14 protein-coding genes are annotated in these 15,161 nt (G+C 57.4%); 8 read left to right on the top strand and 6 right to left on the bottom strand.

Annotated elements, in window-relative coordinates:
- Positions 1-61: 61 nt before the first annotated feature.
- Positions 62-493 carry a rhodanese-like domain-containing protein gene (locus tag NKJ21_RS10370; protein WP_008806855.1) on the bottom strand — a complete coding sequence of 144 codons (432 nt, stop codon included), beginning with the start codon at positions 491-493 and terminating at the stop codon, positions 62-64.
- 245 nt (positions 494-738) lie between these two features.
- Between NKJ21_RS10370 and gpmM the strand changes: the two genes are divergently transcribed.
- The 3 genes from gpmM to NKJ21_RS10385 are packed head-to-tail and all read left to right on the top strand — an operon-like array spanning position 739 to position 4,524.
- Positions 739-2,283, top strand: coding sequence for a 2,3-bisphosphoglycerate-independent phosphoglycerate mutase (gene gpmM / locus NKJ21_RS10375; protein WP_048963834.1), 1,545 nt, complete (start codon positions 739-741; stop codon positions 2,281-2,283).
- A 9-nt stretch (positions 2,284-2,292) separates the two neighbouring features.
- Entirely contained in the window at positions 2,293-3,564 is a 1,272-nt protein-coding gene (gene envC, locus NKJ21_RS10380; protein WP_008806853.1) for a murein hydrolase activator EnvC, read from the top strand.
- Between the two features lie 3 nt (positions 3,565-3,567).
- A complete protein-coding gene (locus NKJ21_RS10385) occupies positions 3,568-4,524 on the top strand; it encodes a divergent polysaccharide deacetylase family protein (protein WP_008806852.1) in 957 nt (318 codons plus the stop codon).
- A gap of 5 nt (positions 4,525-4,529) precedes the next feature.
- Here the strand turns inward: NKJ21_RS10385 and NKJ21_RS10390 are convergent, their stop codons facing one another.
- The 3 genes from NKJ21_RS10390 to kbl form a co-directional block, all read right to left on the bottom strand.
- Positions 4,530-5,318 carry a glycosyltransferase family 2 protein gene (locus NKJ21_RS10390; protein WP_012540315.1) on the bottom strand — a complete coding sequence of 263 codons (789 nt, stop codon included), beginning with the start codon at positions 5,316-5,318 and terminating at the stop codon, positions 4,530-4,532.
- 169 nt (positions 5,319-5,487) lie between these two features.
- The gene (tdh, locus tag NKJ21_RS10395; protein WP_004205051.1) at positions 5,488-6,513 is read right to left on the bottom strand and encodes an L-threonine 3-dehydrogenase; all 1,026 of its coding nucleotides are present in this window, start codon (positions 6,511-6,513) and stop codon (positions 5,488-5,490) included.
- A 12-nt stretch (positions 6,514-6,525) separates the two neighbouring features.
- Complete coding sequence (kbl, locus tag NKJ21_RS10400) at positions 6,526-7,719, bottom strand: glycine C-acetyltransferase (protein WP_012967063.1); 1,194 nt, start codon at positions 7,717-7,719, stop codon at positions 6,526-6,528.
- Between the two features lie 213 nt (positions 7,720-7,932).
- Between kbl and rfaD the strand changes: the two genes are divergently transcribed.
- From rfaD to NKJ21_RS10425, 5 genes are read left to right on the top strand one after another with little or no spacing between them, the layout of a single operon-like run.
- Entirely contained in the window at positions 7,933-8,865 is a 933-nt protein-coding gene (rfaD, locus tag NKJ21_RS10405) for an ADP-glyceromanno-heptose 6-epimerase (RefSeq protein ID WP_110221743.1), read from the top strand.
- 8 nt (positions 8,866-8,873) lie between these two features.
- On the top strand, positions 8,874-9,932 hold the full coding sequence (gene rfaF, locus NKJ21_RS10410; protein ID WP_254732886.1) for an ADP-heptose--LPS heptosyltransferase RfaF: 1,059 nt from the start codon (positions 8,874-8,876) through the stop codon (positions 9,930-9,932).
- Between the two features lie 3 nt (positions 9,933-9,935).
- Complete coding sequence (gene rfaC / locus NKJ21_RS10415) at positions 9,936-10,907, top strand: lipopolysaccharide heptosyltransferase RfaC (RefSeq protein WP_110221742.1); 972 nt, start codon at positions 9,936-9,938, stop codon at positions 10,905-10,907.
- Entirely contained in the window at positions 10,907-11,815 is a 909-nt protein-coding gene (locus NKJ21_RS10420) for a sugar glycosyltransferase (protein WP_012540313.1), read from the top strand. Before rfaC ends, NKJ21_RS10420 begins: the two co-directional genes overlap by 1 nt.
- Positions 11,793-12,962 carry an O-antigen ligase gene (locus tag NKJ21_RS10425; protein ID WP_048268317.1) on the top strand — a complete coding sequence of 390 codons (1,170 nt, stop codon included), beginning with the start codon at positions 11,793-11,795 and terminating at the stop codon, positions 12,960-12,962. Before NKJ21_RS10420 ends, NKJ21_RS10425 begins: the two co-directional genes overlap by 23 nt.
- Before the next feature lie 43 nt (positions 12,963-13,005).
- On the opposite strand, the gene NKJ21_RS10430 is transcribed toward NKJ21_RS10425, so the two are convergent.
- Together NKJ21_RS10430 and NKJ21_RS10435 are read right to left on the bottom strand one after the other, a co-directional pair.
- Entirely contained in the window at positions 13,006-14,085 is a 1,080-nt protein-coding gene (locus tag NKJ21_RS10430) for a glycosyltransferase family 9 protein (RefSeq protein ID WP_008806844.1), read from the bottom strand.
- 18 nt (positions 14,086-14,103) lie between these two features.
- Positions 14,104-15,066, bottom strand: a complete 963-nt coding sequence (locus NKJ21_RS10435) for a polysaccharide deacetylase family protein (protein WP_012540311.1) — start codon at positions 15,064-15,066, stop codon at positions 14,104-14,106.
- Positions 15,067-15,161: the final 95 nt, after the last annotated feature.

The raw sequence follows: 15,161 nt of genomic DNA on the forward strand, positions 1-15,161 counted from the left end.
GAGCTTCCCCTCACGTCAGGCATGAAGGGGAAAGCGCGGCGGCATTACCACGCGAGGTAAGTTATTTGCCGCGTACCAGAGGAAGGTTTTCGCCGCTCCAGCCTGCGATGCCCTCTTTCAGTACAAAGACTTTTTCAAACCCGGCTTTGTTCAGCGCGCTGGCTGGCTCTTGCGCCTGCATGCCGGAACCGTCTACCACAATAATGGGTTGCGATTTGTGTTTTTCCAACTCGCCGACGTTATTGGCTTTGATATCGGCAGGCAGCAGGTTGATGGCGCCGGCAATATGGCCTTTACGGAAATCGTCACGCTGACGCAGGTCGACCACCACCGCATCTTCTTTATTGATAAGACGCGTCGCTTCACCACGGGTGATGACTTTAACTTTCGACATCAACCCTTTAAAGGTGGTGAAGAGTACCGCACCCAGCAGCGCGATCCACGCGATGCTCAGGACCGGGTGACGGCCGATGAATTGCATAATTTCTTGCATGGGGGGTTACAACTCCCGACTAAGTGATAAAAAACCAGGGAAGGAGTATACCTGTGCATTGCGGCAAATACAGCCAGTGAGCGCGATGTAATGTATTTTCTGCGGGCGGTCACGAAAAAAAAGCCGCCTTCATCATCGCCTCTGACGCCGCCCCTTCCCTTTCTTTGATCTTTCACGGGGATTTAAACGATTCAGCTGTAGTAAAATTACGCAAAATTTCTGTCTTTGAGCATGAGGTTGTCGCAATGTCGGTTTCTAAAAAACCTATGGTACTGGTGATTCTGGATGGCTACGGCTATCGCGAAGACCAACAGGATAACGCCATTTACAGCGCTAAAACGCCGGTAATGGACGCCCTGTGGGCCAAACGTCCGCATACCCTGATCGATGCATCTGGCCTGGAAGTCGGCCTGCCGGACCGTCAGATGGGGAACTCCGAAGTAGGCCACGTCAACCTGGGCGCCGGTCGTATCGTCTACCAGGACCTGACCCGTCTCGATGTTGAAATTAAAGAACGCACCTTCTTCGCCAACCCGGTACTCACCGCCGCGGTCGACAAAGCGGTTGCCGCCGGTAAAGCGGTCCACATCATGGGCCTGATGTCTCCGGGCGGCGTCCACAGCCACGAAGATCACATCATGGCGATGGTGGAGCTGGCAGCAGAGCGCGGCGCTGAGAAAATCTATCTGCACGCCTTCCTTGATGGCCGTGATACGCCGCCGCGCAGCGCGGAAAAAACGCTGGCGACATTCGAAGCCAAATTTGCCGCGCTGGGCAAAGGCCGCATCGCGTCTATTATTGGCCGCTACTATGCCATGGATCGCGATAACCGCTGGGATCGCGTGGAACAAGCTTATGATCTGATGACCCTGGCGAAAGGCGAATTCCAGGCCGATACCGCCGTCGCGGGTCTGCAGGCCGCCTACGCCCGTGACGAAAACGACGAATTCGTCAAAGCCACCGTTATCCGCGCCGCCGGCCAGGCCGATGCCGCGATGGAAGACGGCGACGCGCTGATCTTCATGAACTTCCGTGCTGACCGCGCGCGTGAAATCACCCGCGCCTTCGTCAACGCCGACTTCGACGGCTTCGCGCGTAAGAAAGTGGTTAACCTCGACTTCGTGATGCTCACCGAATACGCCGCCGACATCAAAGTCGCCTGCGCTTATCCGCCCGCCTCACTGGCTAACACCTTCGGCGAGTGGATGGCGAAGCACGATAAAACCCAGCTGCGCATCTCCGAAACCGAGAAATACGCTCACGTCACCTTCTTCTTCAACGGCGGCGTAGAAGAGCCGTTTAAAGGCGAAGAGCGTATTCTGATTAACTCACCAAAAGTGGCAACCTACGATCTGCAGCCAGAAATGAGCTCCGCCGAGCTGACCGAGAAACTGGTCGCCGCCATCAAAGGTGGCAAATACGACACCATCATCTGTAACTACCCGAACGGCGATATGGTTGGCCATACCGGGGTGATGGAAGCGGCAGTGAAGGCGGTTGAAGCGCTGGATCACTGCATCGACCAGGTGACTCAGGCGGTGGAATCCGTTGGCGGCCAGTTGCTGATCACCGCCGACCACGGCAACGCCGAGCAGATGCGCGACCCGGCCACCGGTCAGGCGCACACCGCCCATACCAATCTGCCGGTTCCGCTGATCTACGTCGGTAACAAAGTGGTCAAAGCGGTCAATGGCGGTAAACTTTCCGACATCGCCCCGACCATGCTGTCGCTGATGGGAATGGAAATCCCGCAAGAGATGACTGGCAAGCCGCTGTTCATCGTGGAATAATCCTTCCCCATGAGGGGAAAGGCGACGTATTCAACTACATGGATCGCAACGGCAGTTCGATCCGTCCTTTACGCCAGCGCGCTCAGCGCTGGCGTATTGCTGTGCGCGTCATCTGCGCACGCCGACGATCGCGATCAGCTAAAGTCCATCCAGGCCGACATCGCCGCCAGGCAGCGGGCGATTAAGCAACAGCAGCAGCAGCGCGCAAGCCTGCTCGCCCAGCTCAAAGCGCAGGAAGAGGCGATCGCCGCCGCGGCCCGCAAACTGCGTGAAACCCAGGACAGCCTGAACCAGCTCAATAAGCAGATTGACGAGATGAACGCTTCTCTCGCGAAGCTGGAGCGTCAGCGCGCGTCTCAGGAACGTAACCTCGCCGCGCAGCTTGACGCCGCGTTCCGCCAGGGGCCGCATACCGGCATCCAGATGGTGCTGAGCGGTGAAGAGGGCCAGCGCAATCAGCGGATGCAGGTCTACTTCAGCTATTTCAACCAGGCCCGTCAGGAGACTATTGCGGAGCTGAAGAAAACGCGCGAAGAGATGGCGGTGCAAAAGTCGATGCTCGAAGAGAAGCAGAGCCAGCAGCAGACGCTGGTCTACGAACAAAAAGCCCAGCAGGCGAAGCTGGAGCAGGCGCGTAACGAACGGAAAAAGACCCTTTCCGGTCTGGAGTCCGCCATTCAGCAGGGTCAGCAACAGTTAAGTGAATTGCGGGCTAACGAATCGCGCCTACGCGGTCGTATCGCCCAGGCGGAGGCTGCCGCCAAAGCCCGAGCCGATCGGGAAGCTCGCGATGCGCAGGCGGTGCGCGACCGCCAGCAGGAAGCATCGCGCAAAGGCACCACCTATAAACCAACGGAAAGCGAGCGTTCGCTGATGTCACGCACCGGCGGGCTGGGCTCGCCGCGCGGCCAGGCGTTCTGGCCGGTTCGCGGTCCGCTCCTTCATCGATATGGCGAACAGCTGCAAGGTGAACTACGTTGGAAAGGGATGGTTATCGCCGCGTCTGAAGGCACCGAAGTCAGAGCCATTGCCGATGGTCGGGTCATTCTGGCCGACTGGCTGCAGGGCTATGGTCTGGTGGTGGTGGTCGAACATGGCAAAGGCGACATGAGCCTGTATGGCTATAACCAAAGCGCGCTGGTCAGCGTCGGTACGCAGGTTCGTGCCGGTCAGCCTATCGCGCTCGTAGGCAGCAGCGGCGGTCAGGGCCGTCCGTCGCTCTATTTCGAAATTCGCCGCCAGGGTCAGGCGGTCAATCCACAGCCGTGGTTGGGAAGATAAGTTTTGCTTCAATTTCGCGCAATTGCTCTTGCCGTAGCCGGTTCGCTGGCTCTGGCGGCGCCAGCGTTCGCTGGCAAACTCTCCATCGTTATTGACGATTTTGGCTACCGCCCGCAGACCGAGAATCAGGTGCTGGCGCTGCCGTCAACTATCTCCGTCGCCGTGCTGCCGAACGCGCCGCACGCCCGGGAAATGGCCACTAAAGCGCATAATCTGGGCCATGAAGTGCTCATCCACCTGCCGATGGCGCCGCTCAGCAAACAGCCGCTGGAAAAAGACACCCTGCGTCCCGAAATGAGCAGCGAGGAGATCGAGCGCATCATTCGCGAGGCTTACGGCAAAGTTCCCTACGCCGTCGGGCTGAATAACCATATGGGCAGCGCGATGACCTCCAACCTGTTTGGTATGCAGAAGGTGATGCAGGCCCTGGAGCGCTACAATCTCTATTTTCTCGATAGCGTCACCATCGGCAACACCCAGGCCATGCGCGCCGCGCAGGGCACCGGGGTGAAGGTGATTAAGCGCAAGGTGTTTCTTGACGATACGCAGAATGAAGCCGATATCCGCACCCAGTTCAATCGCGCCATCGCCCTGGCGCGGCGCAACGGTTCGGCAATAGCCATTGGCCATCCGCATCCAACGACGGTGCGGGTGCTGCAGCAGATGGTCTATAACCTGCCGCCGGATATCACGCTGGTGCGCCCGAGCAGCCTGCTCAACGAGCCGCAGGTCGACAACTCGACGCCAAACTACGCTCAGCCGCCCGCGCAACAAACGCCGCCGCAGCAGCAGAAGCCGCGTAATCCGTTCCACGGCGTGAAGTATTGCAAGCCGAAGCGCCCGCTGGAGCCCGTGAACGCCAGCCGCTTCTTCACTATCCTCAGCGACAGCATCAGCCAGAGCGCGCTGGTCCAGTACTATCGCCTCAAATGGCAGGGCTGGGACAATCCCGGCAACTAGACCACTCAGGGGTCCGTTCGCTTTTGCGCGACGGGCGCCTGGTTATCTTCGTGGGCGTACCACGCCTTAAAATATTTGAGAAAGCTGTAAAACGTGGCGTACAGGCCGGTGACCACGCCGACTTTGCCATAGCGCCACGCTCCGCTAAAGAGATACCACTTAAAGAAAGCGCCAATGGCGCTGACGATCCCCCGCGTCAGCGAAGGTTTGATCTGCTGGTACTTCACCAGCCGGGTGGTATAGCTGTTCAGCTTATTAAACACTTCATGCAGCGAATAAAAGGTGTCATGGCGTACAAAGCCCGGCAGCCTGACGGAGCGTGCGTGTCCGACCACCTGGTCATCCACCGGCCGGTCGTTAAACCGCGCCTGCTGGCGGTTAAAGAGACGCACCGGGTAATCCGGCGAAGAAATAGGGTAGATCGTCCGCACCTGCGTGCCGAGCACAAACCAGTAGCGCGGCAGACGCCAGGCGCAGGTTGGGTCTGGCTCCTCGCCCGCTTTTAACGCCTGAATGGCCGCCACCACGTCGTTATCAAGAATCTCATCGCTATCCATACACAGCACCCAGTCATGGCTGGCCAGCCCGATGGCATAGTTCATCTGGGCGCCGTGGGCTTTATAGGCATGATGATGGACGGTGAGACCAAACTGCTGACAAATAGAGACCGTTTCGTCGGTGCTGCCGGAGTCGACGACGATACATTCATCGGCCACCTTCAGCAGCGGCGGCAGCACCTCCATCAGCAGGCGCGCAGAGTTACAGGTCAGTAAGCATACGGAGAGTTTAAGCATGATAGTTACAAAGTTAAACCGCGACTAAACACACTGTATAAGCGAATAACCGTAAAATCGATGTAGAAATTGTGCGCTTAATATTAAGCAGGCTAAAAATGTTATCCAAATCTAAATTAAGGCGCCCGCAGGCGCCTTTTTTGCTGATTTTTACAACAGCCCGGAGGCGTTATTCCCAGCTCAGAACCACTTTACCGGACTGGCCGGAGCGCATCGCGTCAAAACCTTTCTGGAAATCATCAATGCCGAAGCGGTGGGTGATGATCGGTGAAAGGTCCAGACCAGACTGGATCAGCGCCGCCATTTTGTACCAGGTTTCGAACATTTCGCGACCATAGATCCCTTTAATAAACAGCCCTTTGAAGATGACCTTGGTCCAGTCGATGGACATATCCGACGGCGGGATACCCAGCATCGCGATACGGCCGCCGTGGTTCATGGTATCGAGCATGCTGCGAAACGCCGGCGGCGCGCCGGACATCTCCAGGCCCACGTCGAAACCTTCGGTCATGCCCAGCTCGGCCATCACGTCATTGAGGTTCTCTTTGGCCACGTTCACCGCGCGGGTGACGCCCATTTTGCGCGCCAGTTCCAGACGGTACTCGTTGACGTCAGTGATCACCACGTTACGCGCGCCGACGTGTTTCGCCACCGCCGCCGCCATCACGCCGATCGGACCGGCGCCGGAAACCAGTACATCTTCCCCGACCAGATCGAAGGAGAGCGCGGTGTGCACCGCGTTGCCGAACGGGTCGAAGATTGACGCCAGGTCATCAGAGATATTGTCGGGGATTTTAAAGGCGTTAAAAGCCGGGATCACCAGATACTCGGCAAAGCAGCCCGGGCGGTTGACGCCCACGCCGATGGTGTTGCGGCACAAATGGGTGCGGCCCGCGCGGCAGTTGCGGCAGTGGCCGCAGGTGATATGCCCCTCGCCGGAGACGCGGTCGCCAATCTTAAAGCCGCGCACTTCCTGACCAATCCCCACCACTTCGCCGACGTATTCGTGACCGACCACCATCGGCACCGGAATGGTCTTCTGCGACCACTCATCCCAGTTGTAGATGTGCACGTCGGTTCCGCAAATGGCGGTCTTGCGGATTTTAATCAGCAGATCGTTATGGCCGACTTCCGGTTCCGGTACGTCGGTCATCCAGATGCCTTCTTCCGCTTTCAGTTTGGATAACGCTTTCATCTCACACCCTTATTAGGCGATGACGCCCAGTTGTTTGCCGATGCGGGTAAAGGCTTCCACCGCACGCTCAATTTGTTCAGGGGTATGCGCCGCCGACATCTGGGTGCGAATACGCGCCTGGCCTTTCGGTACCACCGGATAGAAGAAGCCGGTGACATAGATCCCTTCTTTCTGCAGCTCGCGGGCAAAGTTCTGCGCCACCACCGCTTCACCCAGCATCACCGGAATGATGGCGTGGTCGGCGCCCGCCAGCGTGAAGCCTGCCGCGGTCATTTTTTCGCGGAACAGACGCGCGTTAGCCCACAGCCGATCGCGCAGGTCTGCACCCTCTTCAACCATCTCCAGCACTTTGATGGAGGCGGCTACGATGGCCGGCGCCAGAGAGTTGGAGAAGAGATACGGACGAGAACGCTGGCGCAGCCACTCAACCACCTCTTTGCGCGCGGCGGTGTAGCCGCCGGAGGCGCCGCCCAGCGCTTTACCCAGCGTGCCGGTGATGATGTCGACGCGACCCATCACGTCGCAATATTCATGAGAGCCGCGGCCGTTTTCGCCGACGAAGCCGACGGCGTGGGAGTCATCGACCATCACCAGCGCATCGTATTTATCCGCCAGGTCGCAAACGCCTTTCAGGTTGGCGATCACGCCATCCATCGAGAAGACGCCATCGGTGGCGATCAGCACGTGACGCGCGCCGGCCTCGCGGGCTTCTTTCAGACGCGCTTCCAGCTCCTGCATATCGTTGTTGGCATAGCGGAAGCGCTTCGCTTTACACAGGCGCACGCCGTCGATGATCGAGGCATGGTTCAGGGCGTCGGAGATAATGGCGTCTTCCGGCCCGAGCAACGTTTCAAACAGGCCGCCGTTGGCGTCAAAGCAGGAGGAGTAGAGGATCGCGTCTTCCATACCGAGGAAATCGGCCAGCTTCTTCTCCAGCTGCTTATGCGTATCCTGGGTGCCGCAGATGAAGCGTACCGAGGCCATCCCGAAACCGTGGCTGTCCATGCCGGATTTCGCTGCGGCAATCAGTTCCGGGTGGTTCGCCAGACCCAGATAGTTATTGGCGCAGAAGTTAATCACATGGCTGTCGCCGACGGTAATGTCCGCCTGCTGCGCCGAGGTGATGATCCGCTCTTCTTTGAACAAGCCTTCGGCCCGAGCGGTTTCCAGATTACTCGTTAACTGTTTGTAGAAATCACCACGCATTGCAACTCTCCAGATTCGGCAAAATTTGGCACATATTACCCAAAGCTATACGCTGATACGAGATGATGCAGGCCTGAATGAATTATTTGCAGCATAAATCACGTCAGCCCAGCACCTTATTCTGCGAATGGCTGTAGGCTTGCTCATGTGGTGATATGATATGAGCATTCATGCCCGGATTGTCTTCGGGCTCCCAACTTCAAAGGTACAGTTATGATCATCGTTACCGGCGGCGCAGGCTTTATCGGCAGCAACATCGTTAAAGCGCTGAATAACAAAGGCATCACCGACATTCTGGTTGTCGACAATCTGAAAGACGGCACCAAGTTTGTGAATCTGGTTGACCTGAACATCGCTGACTACATGGATAAAGAAGACTTTCTGATCCAGATAATGGCGGGTGAAGAGTTCGGTGAAATCGAAGCGATCTTCCACGAAGGCGCGTGCTCTTCCACCACAGAGTGGGATGGCAAGTACATGATGGATAACAACTATCAGTACTCTAAAGAGCTGCTGCACTACTGCCTGGAGCGTGAAATCCCGTTCCTGTACGCCTCTTCCGCCGCCACCTACGGCGGGCGCACCAGCGACTTCATCGAGTCCCGTGAGTACGAACAGCCGCTGAACGTCTACGGCTACTCCAAATTCCTGTTCGACGAATACGTCCGCCAGATCCTGCCGGAAGCCAATTCGCAGATCGTCGGCTTCCGCTACTTCAACGTCTACGGGCCGCGCGAAGGCCACAAAGGCAGCATGGCGAGCGTCGCTTTCCACCTCAACACCCAGCTGAATAATGGCGAAAGTCCGAAACTGTTCGAAGGCAGCGACGGCTTCAAGCGCGACTTCGTCTACGTGGGCGACGTGGCAGACGTCAACCTGTGGTTCTGGGAAAACGGCGTGTCCGGGATCTTCAACCTTGGCACCGGCCGCGCGGAATCCTTCCAGGCGGTTGCCGATGCGACCCTGGCTTTCCATAAAAAAGGCAGCATTGAGTACATCCCGTTCCCGGACAAACTGAAAGGCCGCTACCAGGCATTCACCCAGGCGGATCTGACTAACCTGCGCAAAGCGGGCTATGACAAACCGTTCAAAACCGTTGCCGAAGGCGTAACGGAATATATGGCCTGGCTGAATCGGGATGCGTAAGAGATAACATGAAAATTCTGGTGGTAGGCCCGTCTTGGGTGGGCGACATGATGATGTCGCAAAGTCTTTATCGTACGCTCAGGGCGCGCTATCCCCAGGCGATTATCGACGTGATGGCGCCAGCCTGGTGCCGTCCGTTGCTATCGCGCATGCCGGAAGTGAATGAAGCGATCCCGATGCCGCTGGGCCACGGCGCGCTGGCTATCGGCGAACGCCGCAAGCTCGGCCACAGCCTGCGCGAGCGTCGCTACGATCGCGCTTACGTGCTGCCGAACTCGTTTAAATCGGCATTAGTCCCCTTCTTTGCCAACATCCCGCTGCGCACCGGCTGGCGCGGCGAGATGCGCTACGGCCTGCTCAACGACGCCCGGGTACTGGACAAAGATGCCTGGCCGCTGATGGTGGAACGCTACGTGGCGCTGGCCTACGACAACGGCGTGATGCGCTGCGCCAAAGATCTGCCGCAGCCGCTGCTGTGGCCGCAGCTGCAGGTTAACGATGGCGAAAAATCACAGGCCTGCAACGCCTTTAATCTCTCAAACGAGCGGCCGATCATCGGCTTCTGTCCCGGCGCGGAATTCGGTCCGGCCAAACGCTGGCCGCACTATCACTATGCTGCGCTGGCTAAAAAGCTCATCGACGATGGCTATCAGATTGCGCTTTTCGGCTCGGCGAAAGATAACGAGGCCGGCAAAGAGATCATCGCCGCCCTCAGCAGCGAGCAGCAGGCCTGGTGCCGTAATCTGGCGGGTGAAACCCAGCTGGAGCAGGCGGTCATTCTGATCGCCGCCTGTAAAGCTGTAGTGACTAACGATTCGGGGCTGATGCACGTCGCGGCCGCGCTGGACCGCCCGCTGGTGGCGCTGTATGGCCCGAGCAGCCCGGACTTCACCCCGCCGCTGTCGCATAAAGCGCGGGTTATCCGCCTGATTAGCGGCTACCACAAGGTGCGCAAAGGCGATGCCGCGGAAGGCTATCATCAGAGCCTGATCGACATCACCCCAGAACGCGTCCTGCAAGAGCTGAACGAACTGTTAGCGGAAAAAACCGAGCACGAGGAAACGTAACGGATGCGGGTATTGATCGTAAAAACCTCGTCCATGGGCGACGTGCTGCACACGCTGCCCGCGCTAACCGACGCTGCGCAGGCCATCCCCGGCATTCGCTTCGACTGGGTGGTTGAAGAGGGTTTCGCGCAGATCCCCTCCTGGCATGAAAGCGTCGAGCGGGTGATCCCGGTGGCGATCCGCCGCTGGCGTAAAGCCTGGTTTTCCGCGCCGATTAAAGCGGAGCGTCAAGCCTTCCGCGAGGCCGTTCAGGCGGTAAAGTATGACGCCATCATCGACGCCCAGGGGCTGGTGAAAAGCGCCGCGCTGGTCACTCGCCTGGCGCACGGCGTGAAGCACGGTATGGACTGGCAAACGGCCCGCGAGCCGCTGGCCAGCCTGTTTTACAACCGCCGCCACCATATCGAGAAACAGCAGCACGCGGTGGAGCGTACCCGTGAGCTGTTCGCCAAAAGCCTCGGCTACGCGAAACCCCAGACCCAAGGGGATTACGCCATTGCGCGCCATTTCCTGCAGCACGGGGCTAGCGCTGCCGCGCCCTATCTGGTGTTCCTGCACGCCACCACCCGCGATGATAAACACTGGCCGGAAACCCGCTGGCAGGAGCTTCTCGATCTGCTGGCCGACAGCGGCGTCCGTATTAAGCTGCCGTGGGGCGCCCCGCACGAAGAGGCGCGGGCAAAACGACTGGCGGAAGGCCGGGAGTATGTTGAAGTGCTGCCGCGCATGAGCCTTGAGCAGGTGGCGCAGGTTCTGGCCAGCGCCCGGGCTGTCGTCTCGGTCGATACCGGACTGAGTCATTTGACCGCCGCGCTGGATAAACCGAACTTCACGCTCTACGGCCCGACCGATCCGGGGCTGATTGGCGGATACGGTAAAAACCAGCATATCGTCAGGCCGGAAAACAGCACCAGCACCAGCGATATTCCGGCCAGCCGGGTTCATCTTCTCCTGCAAAATCAGGGGCTGCGCTGATGGGATCCCTGTTTAAACAGATCTACCGCTATACGCGCCCTCGCGCTTATCGCCACAATGAAAATCTGTGGCCTTTTACCCGTATTACGCGCGCGCCAAGCGGCGAAATCAGCGCGTTACGCTATAAAGGGAAAACGGTGCCGCTGGTCAGCCTGAGCGCGCTGAAAAACAGCATGCAGGGCGAAGTCCTGCTGACCGCCACCGGCCCCTCAACCCGCAATATCGATTTTTCCCTGTTGTCGAAAACGATCCCGGTGATGGGCGTCAATGGCGCCTGGCATCTTGCCGACCGGCTGCACTTTTCGCTCTATACCATCGTCGACATGGAATTTTTCGATAAGAAGCCTGATATTATCCGCGCCATTGTCAGCCAGCCGGAGATTCTGCTGTTCACCACCATGCACGGGATCGCCAAAATCCTCGATCGCTATGGGGACGCACTACGCTGCCGTTTGGCGTTGATTGAGGACGGTTGCTATAAGATTTACCAGCCGAAAGTCGCCAGCGAAGCGATAAAGCGCACTTACCAGCAGAATGCGGCGATGTGCTTTCATCCTCAGCGCCCGGATATCTGTTTTAGCACCGATATTCGCCAGGGCATCTTTGATGCCGGCACGGTGGTCTACTGGGCGCTGCAAATTCTCGCCTGGCTGGGCTTCAATACTATCCTGGTGAGCGGCCTGGATATGACCAACTTTAACCAGCCGCGATTCTACGAAACACAACAAGAAAAATTGCCTTCTTACCTGGCAACAAAAGTGGATACCCTCGTCATGCCCTCCTTTGCGCATGCCGCGCAGGTACTGCAGCAACGTCAGATTCGGGTGATTAATTTTTCCCCAGAAAGCGCTGTGCCGGATACTATCTTCGAAAAGGTTGCGTTTAATGAGTACTTTAAAAGTGAGTAACTTCGCCAGACAGGGTTACTCGATTGTCTTTCCTTTGTTTTTATTTTTCAGCGCGATTTTTTGCATGTCCACCCGGACCAATAATCTGCTGCATTTATCGATCCTGCTGCTATTGCTGTCGCTGGTACGCCAGGAAAACCGCCAGGCGCTGGCCGGGTTGTTACGCGAGCAGTGGCAGACCTGGACGCTGCTGGCAGCTTTCTTTATCTATTACGCCCTCAGTAACCTGTGGGGACATACGCCACAGCATATTGACTCGCCGATCACCCACGGCGTGTATCTGACGGGGTATCTGTTGCTGATGACGATGCTGCTCAGCGACGAACGAACCCGCCGCCTGGCCATGCTGGCGGTGGTTGGCGGGATCACCGTGCTCTCCCTGTGGACGCTGATTATCGACCACACGCTGGTCCTCACTGCACGAGCGGTCTCCCCCGAGAACCCCGGGCCAACGAACGTTATCGATCTTGCCGGTTACTGCGGCATCGGCATTTTAATCTGCGGCATGCTACTGAAAGAAAAAGCCAGCCACTGGCTCTATCTGCCGGTGGTCATCATGCTGGTGATGCTGCTGCTCACCCAAAGCCGTGGGCCGATCATCGCCCTGGTGCTGGCGGTCGGCTGCACGTTGCACCTGCACGTCTTCACCCGCCGCAACCTGCTGATCGCCGCGGCGCTGGCTGTGCTGGTAGCGCTGCTTTTGGTCATGACGCCGGTGGGCGACATGCTGCTCGCCCGTTTCGAAGAGCTTGGCACCCAAAGCGGGCTGCGCCTGAGCATCTGGCATCATACGCTGTCGGAGATGGCCAGCCAGCCGTGGCTGGGGCGCGGCTTCAGCTATGAACTGGATTTCATCAACTACAGCGGCGAGCACATCACTACCACCCACAGCGTGTATATGGGTGCCCTGCTGAAAGGCGGCATCGTGGGGTTACTGCTGCTGCTGGCGGTCATTGCCTGTGGGCTATGGCAGGCGTGGCGCAAGCGCCGCACCGACAGCCGCTACAGTCTGGCGATCCTGTTTTACGCGCTGGTGTTTATGGCCTCGCAGGGGATGTTTATCATCAGCAACCCCCGGGAAACCTGGGTGCTGTTCTGGCTGCCGCTGGGCATCGCGCTCAGCAAAGGGCTGGCGGAAAAACGCTAACAAAAAGGGCCGTCAGCGGCCCTTTTTTATATTCACTTTTAAATCAACTGCGGGCGGCGACCAGCCGGTCGGCCTGCTCTTTAATCACGGGCCACACTGACTCAATCGCCACATCGGCGACATTCGCTTCTTCACAGACGATCTGTTTCGCCTTGTCATAGCCCGGCGCCCAGATGTGATAGCCGGGCAGCCCGGTATCCTTGAGTTTGCGCTTGTTATAGACCGCCACCATCGGTTTATCGAAGGCCCGGGCGATATGCACGATCGAGGTGTCTGGCGTAATGACTAAATCACAGCTGCGGATCACTTCGACGGCGGAGTTGATGGTACTGTCGGCGATATACAGCGCCATATCCAGCCCCAGCTGGCGGATTTTCTCACTACGCCCCACCATCACGATACAGACCCGGTAAGGTAGGGCGCGTAACCGCTCGACCAGGGTCGCCACCTGGTGACGACAGAAGTCTTTATCCTCAGACGCGGTAAAAGGGTTAATGGCGATACGCAGTTCGACCTCTCCGGCCTGGGAAAGCAAGCGAGCCACTTTCTCCCGCTCATGGCGGCAGCCGGGGAGATGATAGTGATACGGGTGGTCGTCAACGATGCCAAACAGTTTCACCACCTGTTTATAGCGCTGGGAAATATGGCTGTTGCTGTCAAAAAAAGCGATCGAATGATCGTAAAGTTTATATTGATCTTTATTAAAACCAATCACGCTGGCCGCCCGTAAATCGGCGAGTAATTTAAAGCGTTCATAGCTGGTGACGTCATCAAAATCGATAACTGCATCAAAACCTACCGCCCGCAACGTATTTAAGGACATGCGCGGCCGATATAAATATACTTGCTGAATGAATTCTGAGCCTGCTAATATTTCGCAGCATATTGGTCCGGTTAACACCGAAACCTGATATCCCCGTTCGGCCAGTATTCTGGCGCAGCCGGTCGTGACCACCATATCCCCGACTTTATCGTCCAGGCGCAATAGCAGTACGCGGCGGACAGCCGCTGGGTCGAAGGCTTTACGCGCCGGCTTATTTCTGTATCGATAGTTAATTAAATTAAATTTAATGCCGCGGAAAAAAGCATTCTTTTTCCGCGTTAATTGTTTAAGGATACGCATACGGTACCTTGAGCTGTGTTAGCGCTGTGTGATTTTCCGCTGGTAATATTCTGCCAACGTCATGCCCTTCACCTGCGGCGCCAGCCAGCTAAAAAAGGCTTCAAGGTCAGCGTATAAACGCTCAATATCCCGTTCATTCTGGAACGTGGGGCTGCCGCCGGGCATATACTCTGAAGAGTGGAGCATATATTCCACGTAGTCATTGCCCTGCGTCAACGTTTGTTCGACGACTTTTTTCATCGTCTCCACGTTGCCGCCCATCGGACGCAGCCAGTGTACGGAGGGGGAACGCACTTTACCCCGCAGGCGATCGTAGCCCTGCTTCACGCTGTTCATCCACGCTGAGTGCTTGTACTGAATGCTCATCGGCACTTCCAGCAGCGGAGAGTGGCCTTCGCGGCTGATATCATTTTCATCGAGAAAATAGGCATGCTGCGGGAAGCGGCGATAATCGGTCCCGCCATCGCCCTGCGGCGCTCCCTTGGCGGTCTTCCAGTTCACCCGCGGGGTCACCGAGCAATCCACCTGATAACCGTGCTCCACCAGCAGACGCGCATAGCGCTCGTCAAAGGCCCAGCGCCCGGCGCGATGGCTGACCATTTTAGTCTGGAAAGTATCCTCCAGCAGATGCGTCATATAGTCGACCTTCTCACGCATCATGGCATCGCTGTATTCAATGAGATAAGGCTTATGCCGCCAGTCATCGGCGGTCAGCGGCTCGGTCGGCGGGCTGTTCCACGCATGCAGATGCATGCCGACTTCCGCGGTGCCGCGGGCAATCACGTCTCTGGCGAATTCGATATAAAAGGGGTCGATGGCCATTTCATAGTTGGTCAAATAGACCGGTTTAAAGCCATACTTTTCGCAAAGCTGCTGAAAACGCGGGAGATAACGCGCATTCTCGGTGGTGATGCTGTCATGTTTTTGCCAGAGGTTATCGCCCTCTGTATCAATCGTGATGAGAAATGCGGGATTGTGCACGAAAACGTCCTCAGGCCATACGTATCGGGTCATGGTAGAGCAATACAACGCTTCTCTCAATCTGTCTGATCCCCTAGAATCGGAACCCTTATCCT

The organism is Klebsiella sp. SWET4, assembly GCF_024296565.1.
Classification (GTDB): domain Bacteria; phylum Pseudomonadota; class Gammaproteobacteria; order Enterobacterales; family Enterobacteriaceae; genus Klebsiella; species Klebsiella variicola.

Excerpts from the sequence above, each read along its gene's own strand:
- NKJ21_RS10390 (WP_012540315.1), bottom strand. The coding sequence starts at position 5,318 with ATGCTTAAACTCTCCGTATGCTTACTGACCTGTAACTCTGCGCGCCTG.
- envC (WP_008806853.1), top strand. The coding sequence starts at position 2,293 with ATGAGGGGAAAGGCGACGTATTCAACTACATGGATCGCAACGGCAGTT.
- NKJ21_RS10370 (WP_008806855.1), bottom strand. The coding sequence starts at position 493 with ATGCAAGAAATTATGCAATTCATCGGCCGTCACCCGGTCCTGAGCATC.
- NKJ21_RS10430 (WP_008806844.1), bottom strand. The coding sequence starts at position 14,085 with ATGCGTATCCTTAAACAATTAACGCGGAAAAAGAATGCTTTTTTCCGC.
- gpmM (WP_048963834.1), top strand. The coding sequence starts at position 739 with ATGTCGGTTTCTAAAAAACCTATGGTACTGGTGATTCTGGATGGCTAC.
- tdh (WP_004205051.1), bottom strand. The coding sequence starts at position 6,513 with ATGAAAGCGTTATCCAAACTGAAAGCGGAAGAAGGCATCTGGATGACC.
- NKJ21_RS10425 (WP_048268317.1), top strand. The coding sequence starts at position 11,793 with ATGAGTACTTTAAAAGTGAGTAACTTCGCCAGACAGGGTTACTCGATT.
- rfaD (WP_110221743.1), top strand. The coding sequence starts at position 7,933 with ATGATCATCGTTACCGGCGGCGCAGGCTTTATCGGCAGCAACATCGTT.
- NKJ21_RS10420 (WP_012540313.1), top strand. The coding sequence starts at position 10,907 with ATGGGATCCCTGTTTAAACAGATCTACCGCTATACGCGCCCTCGCGCT.
- kbl (WP_012967063.1), bottom strand. The coding sequence starts at position 7,719 with ATGCGTGGTGATTTCTACAAACAGTTAACGAGTAATCTGGAAACCGCT.
- rfaF (WP_254732886.1), top strand. The coding sequence starts at position 8,874 with ATGAAAATTCTGGTGGTAGGCCCGTCTTGGGTGGGCGACATGATGATG.
- rfaC (WP_110221742.1), top strand. The coding sequence starts at position 9,936 with ATGCGGGTATTGATCGTAAAAACCTCGTCCATGGGCGACGTGCTGCAC.